Genomic DNA, 8185 nt, shown 5'->3' on the forward strand with positions numbered 1-8185 from the left:
CCCCGACCCGTCCGATCCCCGGCCCGGCTAGCCCCGGGCCCGGCGGCGGGCCAGCAGCCAGCCGAGTGCGGCACCCACCAGCAGGGTGACCAGCAGCACCAGCCACAGCGGGAGGGTGACCGTGGGGATCCACAGGCGGATCTGCACGGAGGCGGTGTTCACGGCGATGAACCAGACCGCCAGGACACCGAGGATCAGGAACGCGATGGTCCTGATCCGCATCTCGCGGCCGCCGACGGTGACCGAGGCCGGCCGGTCCGCACTGCTCGTCTTGTCAGCCATACGGACCATTATGTGAGGGATGCCCCGCTTCGGCCCGTCGGCCCGGGGCGGCCAGGTCCGCCCCCGTCCGCCCCCGGCGCGCCGGTTCCCCCCGCCCCGACGGGCTGCCTACGGTGGGGAGGTGAGCGATCGTCGAAGCGGCGGGTACCTGGGGGCGGCGGCCGCGTTCGCCGTCTGCATGGCCGGCACCACGCTGCCCACCCCGCTGTACGGGCTGTACCAGGAGCGGATCGGCTTCTCCGAGCTGATGGTGACGGTGGTGTTCGCCGTCTACGCGTTCGGGGTGATCGGCGTGCTGCTGCTGTTCGGCAACGTCTCGGACGCGGTGGGGCGGCGGCCGGTGCTGCTGGCCGGCCTGGTGTGCGCGGCGGCCAGCGCGGTCGCGTTCCTCGCCGAGCAGGGCCTGGCCTGGCTGTTCGCGGGCCGCCTGCTGTCGGGCTTCGCGGCGGGCCTGTTCACCGGCACCGCCACCGCGTACGTCCTGGAGCTCGCCCCGCCCGAACGCAGGGGCCGGGCGGGTTTCGCCGCGACCGCCGCCAACATGGGCGGCCTGGGCTGCGGTCCGCTGCTGGCCGGGCTGCTGGCCCAGTACGCGGCGCGGCCGCTGGTCCTGCCGTTCGCCGTCCACCTGGTGCTGCTGGCGCTGTCCTTCGCGGTGCTGTGCACGCTGCCGGAGAGCGTGGCCGGGGCGCGCCCGCTGCGCACCGCGCGACCGCGGCGGCCGTCGCTGCCCGCCGGGGTGCGCGGGGTGTTCGGGCCCGCGGCGGTCGCCGCGTTCGCCGGGTTCGCGCTGCTGGGGGTGTTCACCTCGGTGACGCCCGCGTTCCTGGCCGAGCAGGTCGGCGTGCACAACCACGCGGTGGTCGGGCTGGTCGTCGCCTCGGCGTTCTTCGCCTCCACCGGCGGCCAGTTGCTGGTGCCGAAGCTGGGGGCGCGGCGGGCGGTCCCGCTGGGCTGCCTGGTGCTGATCGGCGGCCTGGGCCTGCTCGCCCTCTCGCTGGCCACCCACGCCCTCGCCCCGCTCGTGCTGGCCGCCCTGGTCGGCGGCGCCGGGCAGGGCATGGCGCTGCGCGGCGCGGTCGGCGAGGTCGCGGCGGCGGCGCCCGAAGCCCACCGCGGCGGGGTGCTGTCGCTGCTGTTCGTGGTCGCCTACCTGGGCATCTCGATCCCGGTGATCGGGGTCGGGCTGCTGGACGGCCCGCTCGGCCTGCCGGACGCGGGCCTGGTCTTCACCGCCTGCATGGCCGTGCTGGCCGCCGTCTCCGGCGTCTTCCTGCTGCGCCGGGCCCGGTCCCTGGACTGACCGCCCACTGACCGCCCGCCGGTTGTGGATCTTCCCTCGCCCCACCGTGCCGTGGTAGGAGTGCCGCAACACCACGCAGACGAAGGAGCGCGACCATGCCGATGGCAGGCCGGACGATGGACCCCGGTTCCGAGTACCTGTTCATGCTCTGCTCCGGCCTCGTCCTGTTCACGATCGGCTGTTTCCTCGCCTTCAACCTGTGGGGGGTGGTGGACCGGTTCACCGCCTTCCTGGCGGCCCAGTACGCGCAGTCGGGCCGGACGACGCCCCCGCGGGGGCTCTCCGTCCTGCGGCTGGTGGGTGCTCTGTTCTTCCTGCTCGGCGGGGCCCTGGCGCTGACCGGCGCGGTCAAGGTGTTCTAGGCGTTCCAGGCGTGCCAGGTGTTCCAGGTGTTCTCCGTGGACGCACCCTCCCGGGCCGCCCGGAACCAGGACCTCGGGGCGCCGACCCCGCTCCTCCCGCTCCTCGGCCTGCCCGCCCTGCCCCGGCGGGCGTCCGCCACCTGATCGGGCGTCATACCCCGGTAGCACGCCGCCGGTTGGCCCTGCGGTAGGGCGCGCGCCGCCCGTCCGCCCCCGTACGGTGGGGCCCGTCAACCGGCGGCGGACACGAGGGGACTTCCCATGACGGGCAGGCGGGGACGGACCGGGGCGGCGCTGCTGCTCGCGGCACTGGCGGCGACGACGGCCCTGCCGGGCCCGGCCGCAGCGCACGGGGGCCCGGCCCCGCACCGGCAGGCGACGGCCCGACTCCCCCACCCCACCGGCCCGTTCGCGATCGGGACGACCGCGCTGCGGCTCACCGACGACTCCCGCCCCGACCCGTGGACGGCCGGGCGCACCCGCGAACTGATGGTGAGCCTCTGGTACCCGGCCGCCCGCCCCTCCACCGGCCCGCGCACCCCGTACACGACCCCGGCCGCCGGGGCCCACTTCGGCGGGCCGGACGGCATCGGGCTGATCAACTACGGTGTCACGCCGGGCAGTACGGACTGGTCCTCGATCCGCACCCACGCCCGGACGGACGCCCCGGTGCTCCCCGGCGGCCCCCGCCCGGTGGTGCTGTACTCGGCCGGCCTCGGCGACCCGCGCACCTGGGGAACCGCCCTGGTCGAGGACCTGGCCTCCCGCGGGTACGTGGTGGTGACCGTCGACCACACCTACGAAGCCTCCGAAGTCTCCTTCCCCGACGGGGAGTTGGCCACCTCGGTACTCCCCGGCATGCTCGGCGACCCGGATCTCGACATCGGCGCGGTCCTGCGCAGGTCCCTGGACGCCCGGGTCGCCGACACCCGCCTCGTCCTGGACCGGCTGGCCTGCCTCGGCGACCGGCCCGACCTCCCCGCCGGCCTGGCCGACTCCCTCGACCTGACCCGGATCGGCATGGCCGGCCACTCCGCGGGCGGCTTCACCGCCCTGCAGGCCATGCACGACGACCCGCGGATCCGCGCCGCGATCGACCTCGACGGCCAACTGCACTTCCCCGGCCCCGACGGGCAGACCGGCGTCTTCCTGCCCACCGTCGCCGAGGACGGCCTCGACCGCCCCTTCCTCCTGATGGGCACCCGCAGCCCCGACTCCGGCCCCTACCACCAGCAGCCCGGCTGGGACGCCCTCTGGCACCACAGCACCGGCTGGCACGCCGACGTCACCCTGGAGGGCTCCCGCCACGCCTCCTACACCGACGCCGAATCCCTCCTCCCCCAACTCGCCCACCAGGGCGCCCTCTCCCCCGAGACCCTCCGCGCCGAGATCGGCGACATCACCCCCGCCCGCGCCGAAGCCGCCACCCGCGCCTACACCGCCTCCTTCTTCGACCGCTGGCTGCGCGGCCACGACGACCACCTGCTGGACGGGCCGTCGGCGCGCTTCCCCGAGATGACCTACGAACGCTAGAACCCCCCAGGGGCCCGGGGAACTGTCGGCAGACGGGCATGCACCACCAGGGGCCCGGGGAACTGTCGGCAGACGGGCATGCACCACCAGGGGCCCGGGGAACGGCGGGTCCGTGCTGCTGACGGCCGGAGCCCATCGGAGTGTCCGTGCTGCTGCGTGCCGTAACAGAACCAAAAGCCCCCGCACGCACCGGCAGTGAACCCTCAGCAGCCACGGCCTCGCCGTTCCCCGAGCCCCTGTCGGGCCCTCTGTCGGGGCCCTCTGGCAAGGCTCCCGCTCAGGCCGCCGTGACCGACTGCGGGAAGGCGAACACCCCGTCCGGGTCGTACTGCCGGGCCACCCGTTGCAGTCGCGGCAGGTTCTGCCCGTAGTAGGCCCGCCCCCAGTCCGGCAGCGTCGCGTCGATGTAGTTGACGTACGCGCCGGTGGCGCCGAGCCGGGCGAGGCCGTCGCGGATCTCGTCGACGGTGGCCCGCACCCGGTCCGCGTTCGCGGGCGTCGCGCCCGCGTAGACCTGGGCGCTGGCGAGCGAGTCGCGGTGCGGGAAGGCCGTCCCGTCGGGGGCGATCCCGCTGATCGCGCCGCCGAGCGAGTCGAGCAGCAGGTCGACGCCGGTGCGGCCGGTCATCAGTTCGGTGAGCCGGGCCGGGTCGACCGGGCCGGGGCCGAACATCCGGGAGACCGCGACGAAGCCGGTGCGGGTGAGCCGGCCGCCCTCCCAGGTGGGGTGGCACTGGGCGACGGTGTCGTTGGCGCACCCGGCCATGAACTTCATCGCGGCCAGGTAGTCCTTGGCGGCGACGGTGCGCCCGGTGGGCGCGGTGCCGGCCAGTCGCACCAGCCGGTCGATCTGCTGGTTCGCGCCGGACGGGTCGCCGACCCAGCAGCCGACGATCCGGCAGGTGGGCGGGTTGCCGCCGGAGACCTGGCAGCTGGCCCACAGTTCGGGCGGGGCGTCGGCGCACCACTGCTGCCAGCCGCCGAGCACCTGGGCGACGGATCCGGCGGGGAACGGCACGATGAACACGGTCAGGCCGGGCGCGGGCGGGGTGTCGAAGGTGAACCGGGTGACGACGCCGAAGTTGCCGCCCCCGCCGCCACGCAGCGCCCAGTGCAGGCCCTCCTCGTGCTCGGCGTCGGCGGTGCGCACGCAGGAGTCGGCGGTGACCACTTCGGCGGCGGCGAGCCGGTCGCAGGTCAGGCCGTACTTGCGGGCCAGGACGCCGATGCCGCCGCCGAGGGTGAGGCCGCCGATGCCGACGGTGGGGCAGGTTCCGCCGGGCAGCAGCCGGCCGGCGGCGGCGAGGCCCGCGTACACCTCGATCAGCCGGGCGCCCGCGCCGACCTCGGCGGTGCCGTCGGGGTTCACCCGGACGGTGTTCATCGCGCGCAGGTCGATCACCAGGCCGCGGTCGGGGACGCTGTAGCCGAGGTAGCTGTGGCCGCCGCTGCGGGCGGCGATCGGGATGCCGTGGCCGCGGGCGACGTCCAGGCAGGCCCGGACGTCGTCGGCGGTGGCGCACTTGGCGACCGCGCCGGGGAGTTGGCCGTCGTTGAGTTCGTTGAAGCCGAGCCGGGCCGTCCCGTACCCGGGGTCGGCGGGCAGCACCAGCCGGTCGCCGAGGCGCTGCCGCAGCGCCTGCCAGTCCGGCGGGGCGGCGCGCCACCCGCGCTGCCGGGCCGGGAACGCCTCCACCGCCCCGGTCCCGCTGCCGGCCCTCGCCCTGGCCGGGGACGCACCCGCCATCAGTCCCACCCCCACCGCTGTTCCGACGGCCAGGAAACGACGACGATTCATTGTCACGGCGCACCTTCCTCCCCCGCACCGGGCGTGCGGGGGCTCCTGCGCCGATCGTCACGCCACCCGCCGCCGCCGCCCGGCCGCGGCCCGCCGGAGTGCGCCCGATGGCCCAGCGCGCACGGCGCGCGCCCGCCGGGGCGTCAGTCCGCGCGCGCCGGTGGCCGCACGGGGCGCGACGGGGCGGGCCGCGGCGCCAGCAGGGCGGGTGCGGCCCACAGCGCCAGGCCGGCGAGCAGCGCGGACGCCCACCGGCCGCCGTCCTGCCCGACCCGCAGCAGCACCAGCGCCACCACCGGCGCCGACAGCCGCAGCACGGCGGTGGCGATCGCCAGCGGGCGCCGCGGGAGCACGATCCGCCGGGTACCGCGCAGGCTCCAGGCCGCGCCGGTCCCCGTGAGCGCCCAGACCAGCACGTGCCAGGGCAGCGGGGAGCGCGCTCCCGACCCGCGTGCCGCCGCCGCGTCCACCCGCCGCACGGCGTCGGCGGTTTCGGCCGGCGTGAGCGGCGAGCGGTCCTCGGCGGCGTAGCCGACGGTCCGGAAGATCCTGCGCACGGAGATCGTCTCCAGGTACTGTCCGCGCCTGACCGTGGCCCGGACGGACTGCTCGGTGCCGTCGTAGCGCTCCGTCCGGTAACCGACCTCGGGATCGGCCCCCAGTTCGCCGGCGCCCGGCAGCGCCCCGTCGAACCCCGGCGGCAGCCCGCCCCGCGAGCCGCCCGGCCACCCGTCCAGCAGGGCGGCGAGCGTCGGCGTGTGGTAGCGCTCGACGGTCTGCACCACCTGGAGCCGGCCGTTCGACCAGATCCGGGTGGAGCCGTCACTGATCAGCTCCCCCACCAGGAGGCCCGCCCCCTGCGAGCCCCTGCCCGGTTCCCAGTCGGGCGGCAGGTCGGAGGGCTGCGCCATCATCTCCTCCAGCCGCCGGTCGGCCCGCCACCCCGCGACGACCGGCACCTCGAGCAGCAGCACCCCCGCACAGAACACCACCAGCAGCACGGCGCACACCCTGCGCCGCAGCTCCCTCCCCGTCAGTTCGGCCACGGACGCACCTGCGTGATCGCGTCGGCCCGGTGCTCCTCCGGGTGCTCGGCCAGGTAGCGCTCGTCGTTCTCGCGCCCGGCCTCCGGTTCGTCGACCGGTGGCAGGATCGCCGTGTCCGTCTCGGACGAGCGGCGGGACCCGGTGGGCGTTCTGCTGCTCCCCGGGCGGTCCGCCGCGGCCTTCCACCGGAGCGCGGCTTCCTGCAAGGCGTCCAGCGGTGCGTTCGGCAGCTGTTCGTACGTCAGCATCGTTCCCCCCGTCCGAAGAATCCCGGTTGCTGTGGTGGTGCTCGCCCGACATCGCCGTCTGCCGGGAGGGCCCGTCGTCGGTCGCGCTGTACCCGTCCGCGTCCGCAGCGGGGTTGCGGCTGGTCAGGTCGGCCCCGTTCAGCACCGGCCCGAGCTGTCCGTGCCGGCGGCCCGCAGTCCTGCGCAGGACGCTGCCGAGCTCGAAGTCCTGGACCGACGGCCCCGGGCCGCTTGGCAGCGGGCTGTTCGGGCTGTTCTCCTCCCCCCGGAGGGACCCGGTCGACGACCCTAACAGCCCGTACCGATCGTGCGCAGCCGATGGACCGGTCCGCCCCGTCCGTCGGGCGGGCGTCGCGAACGAGGACGGGCCGGGACCGTCCTGTGGGAGGGGCGGCCCCGGGAGGTGCCGGGTGGGCGGTGCGTCGCCGACCGCCTCCGAACCGTGACCTGACTGGGCGTCATTTGCGTTCCGGGTGTCGTATTGTCACCGTCTCGGCCGGTCGCGATCGCGGGTGATCGCGCGCCGTCGCTGCCGTGCGGCTGGACGCTGCCCGGAACCGGCGGACGGGTCGACCGGAGCGTGTGGAGGTGTGCGGGTGCGGGTGCGGGGTGGGACGCGGGTGGTGGTGCCGGCGCGGGTGCGGCCGGGTTCGGCCCTCCCGGCGGGGTGCGGCTGGTGACGGCCGTGGACGGCCTCCCGCCGCTGGCGGCCGGAGTCGGCGCGGTGCAGCGCGAGTTCGCCGGTCGGGTGCGCACGCTCTTCCTCGGACTCGGGCTCCCGGTGGAGGAGTTGGCGGCCCGCCACGGGCTGGACCGGGAGGTGCTCACGGGGTACCTCGAGGGCGTGCGGGTGCCGCCGTGGGAGTTCGTCGAGGCGCTGCTGGACGACGTCCGCGGCGAGGGCGGCGCCGATCCGGCGGTTCGCGAGCGGCTGTGCCGGGCCCGGATGGCGGCGCTGCGCACCGCCCGGCCGATCGGGCGGGCGGTGTGCCAGTTGGAGGAGCAACTGCACGCCGCGGAGCGGGAGATGAGGCAGGCGCAGGAGCTGGCCGGGCAGGCCGAGCGCGCGCTGGCCGAGCTGGAGACGGACGGGGGCGCGGGCTGCACGCAGGCCGGTCTGCTGGCCGAGAAGTCCGGGCTGGCCCGTGAGCAGGGCGCCCGTGCCGGTGCCCGCCGCGCCCTGCTGCGGCGCCAACTCGCCCTGCTGGAGCAGCAGCAGGGCACCACGACGGCGCCGCCCGCGCCCACCGGGGCGGTGGCGGACGGCGGCGGCCCGGCCCCGAAGATCCTGCTGGTGGACGACCGTCCGGAGAACCTGGTGGTGCTGGAGGCGCTGCTCGGCCCGCACGGCCACCACCTGGTCTCCGCGACCTCGGGTCCCGAGGCGCTGCGGGCGCTGATGGAGCCGGACGGCTACGCGGCGATCCTGCTCGACGTGCAGATGCCCGGCATGGACGGCTACGAGACCGCCGCGCGCATCCGCGGCCGCGCCCGGACCAGGGACATCCCGATCGTCTTCGTCACCGCCATCGGCAGCGATTCCGACCACGCGGCGCGCGCGTACGCGGCGGGCGCCGCCGACTTCCTGCCCAAGCCGGTCGACCCGTGGGCGG

At 75.9% G+C, this 8185-nt stretch carries 8 protein-coding genes; 4 read left to right on the plus strand and 4 right to left on the minus strand.

What is annotated here, in order from left to right:
• Positions 1 to 27: 27 nt before the first annotated feature.
• Positions 28 to 282: a lipopolysaccharide assembly protein LapA domain-containing protein gene (locus tag ACFUEL_RS30015; RefSeq protein WP_380239921.1), complete on the minus strand. Its 255-nt coding sequence runs from the start codon at positions 280 to 282 to the stop codon at positions 28 to 30.
• Between the two features lie 178 nt (positions 283 to 460).
• On the opposite strand from ACFUEL_RS30015, the gene ACFUEL_RS30020 reads away from it, so the two are divergent.
• The 3 genes from ACFUEL_RS30020 to ACFUEL_RS30030 all read left to right on the plus strand — a co-directional run bounded on the left by ACFUEL_RS30020 (position 461) and on the right by ACFUEL_RS30030 (position 3480).
• Positions 461 to 1585 (plus strand): MFS transporter, encoded by a 1125-nt coding sequence (locus ACFUEL_RS30020; protein WP_380239929.1) that lies wholly within the window; start codon positions 461 to 463, stop codon positions 1583 to 1585.
• A 95-nt stretch (positions 1586 to 1680) separates the two neighbouring features.
• Positions 1681 to 1947, plus strand: a complete 267-nt coding sequence (locus tag ACFUEL_RS30025; RefSeq protein ID WP_380239922.1) for a hypothetical protein — start codon at positions 1681 to 1683, stop codon at positions 1945 to 1947.
• Between the two features lie 261 nt (positions 1948 to 2208).
• The gene (locus tag ACFUEL_RS30030; RefSeq protein WP_380239923.1) at positions 2209 to 3480 is read left to right on the plus strand and encodes an alpha/beta hydrolase family protein; all 1272 of its coding nucleotides are present in this window, start codon (positions 2209 to 2211) and stop codon (positions 3478 to 3480) included.
• A gap of 277 nt (positions 3481 to 3757) precedes the next feature.
• Here the strand turns inward: ACFUEL_RS30030 and ACFUEL_RS30035 are convergent, their stop codons facing one another.
• From ACFUEL_RS30035 to ACFUEL_RS30045, 3 genes are all read right to left on the minus strand, one after another.
• Complete coding sequence (locus ACFUEL_RS30035) at positions 3758 to 5227, minus strand: FAD-binding oxidoreductase (protein ID WP_380239924.1); 1470 nt, start codon at positions 5225 to 5227, stop codon at positions 3758 to 3760.
• Between the two features lie 194 nt (positions 5228 to 5421).
• Positions 5422 to 6324, minus strand: a complete 903-nt coding sequence (locus ACFUEL_RS30040; RefSeq protein WP_380239925.1) for a hypothetical protein — start codon at positions 6322 to 6324, stop codon at positions 5422 to 5424.
• Entirely contained in the window at positions 6312 to 6572 is a 261-nt protein-coding gene (locus tag ACFUEL_RS30045; protein ID WP_380239927.1) for a hypothetical protein, read from the minus strand. Before ACFUEL_RS30045 ends, ACFUEL_RS30040 begins: the two co-directional genes overlap by 13 nt.
• A 676-nt stretch (positions 6573 to 7248) precedes the next feature.
• Here ACFUEL_RS30045 and ACFUEL_RS30050 point away from each other — a divergent pair.
• A partial coding sequence (locus tag ACFUEL_RS30050; RefSeq protein ID WP_380239928.1) for a two-component system response regulator occupies positions 7249 to 8185 on the plus strand: 937 nt, incomplete at its 3' end.

This window comes from Kitasatospora sp. NPDC057198 (assembly GCF_042670125.1).
Classification (GTDB): domain Bacteria; phylum Actinomycetota; class Actinomycetes; order Streptomycetales; family Streptomycetaceae; genus Kitasatospora.

Bases quoted from the DNA above. Each gene is read 5' to 3' on its own strand.
- ACFUEL_RS30015 (WP_380239921.1), bottom strand. From the start codon at position 282: ATGGCTGACAAGACGAGCAGTGCGGACCGGCCGGCCTCGGTCACCGTC.
- ACFUEL_RS30020 (WP_380239929.1), top strand. From the start codon at position 461: ATGGCCGGCACCACGCTGCCCACCCCGCTGTACGGGCTGTACCAGGAG.
- ACFUEL_RS30025 (WP_380239922.1), top strand. From the start codon at position 1,681: ATGCCGATGGCAGGCCGGACGATGGACCCCGGTTCCGAGTACCTGTTC.
- ACFUEL_RS30030 (WP_380239923.1), top strand. From the start codon at position 2,209: ATGACGGGCAGGCGGGGACGGACCGGGGCGGCGCTGCTGCTCGCGGCA.
- ACFUEL_RS30035 (WP_380239924.1), bottom strand. From the start codon at position 5,227: ATGGCGGGTGCGTCCCCGGCCAGGGCGAGGGCCGGCAGCGGGACCGGG.
- ACFUEL_RS30045 (WP_380239927.1), bottom strand. From the start codon at position 6,572: ATGCTGACGTACGAACAGCTGCCGAACGCACCGCTGGACGCCTTGCAG.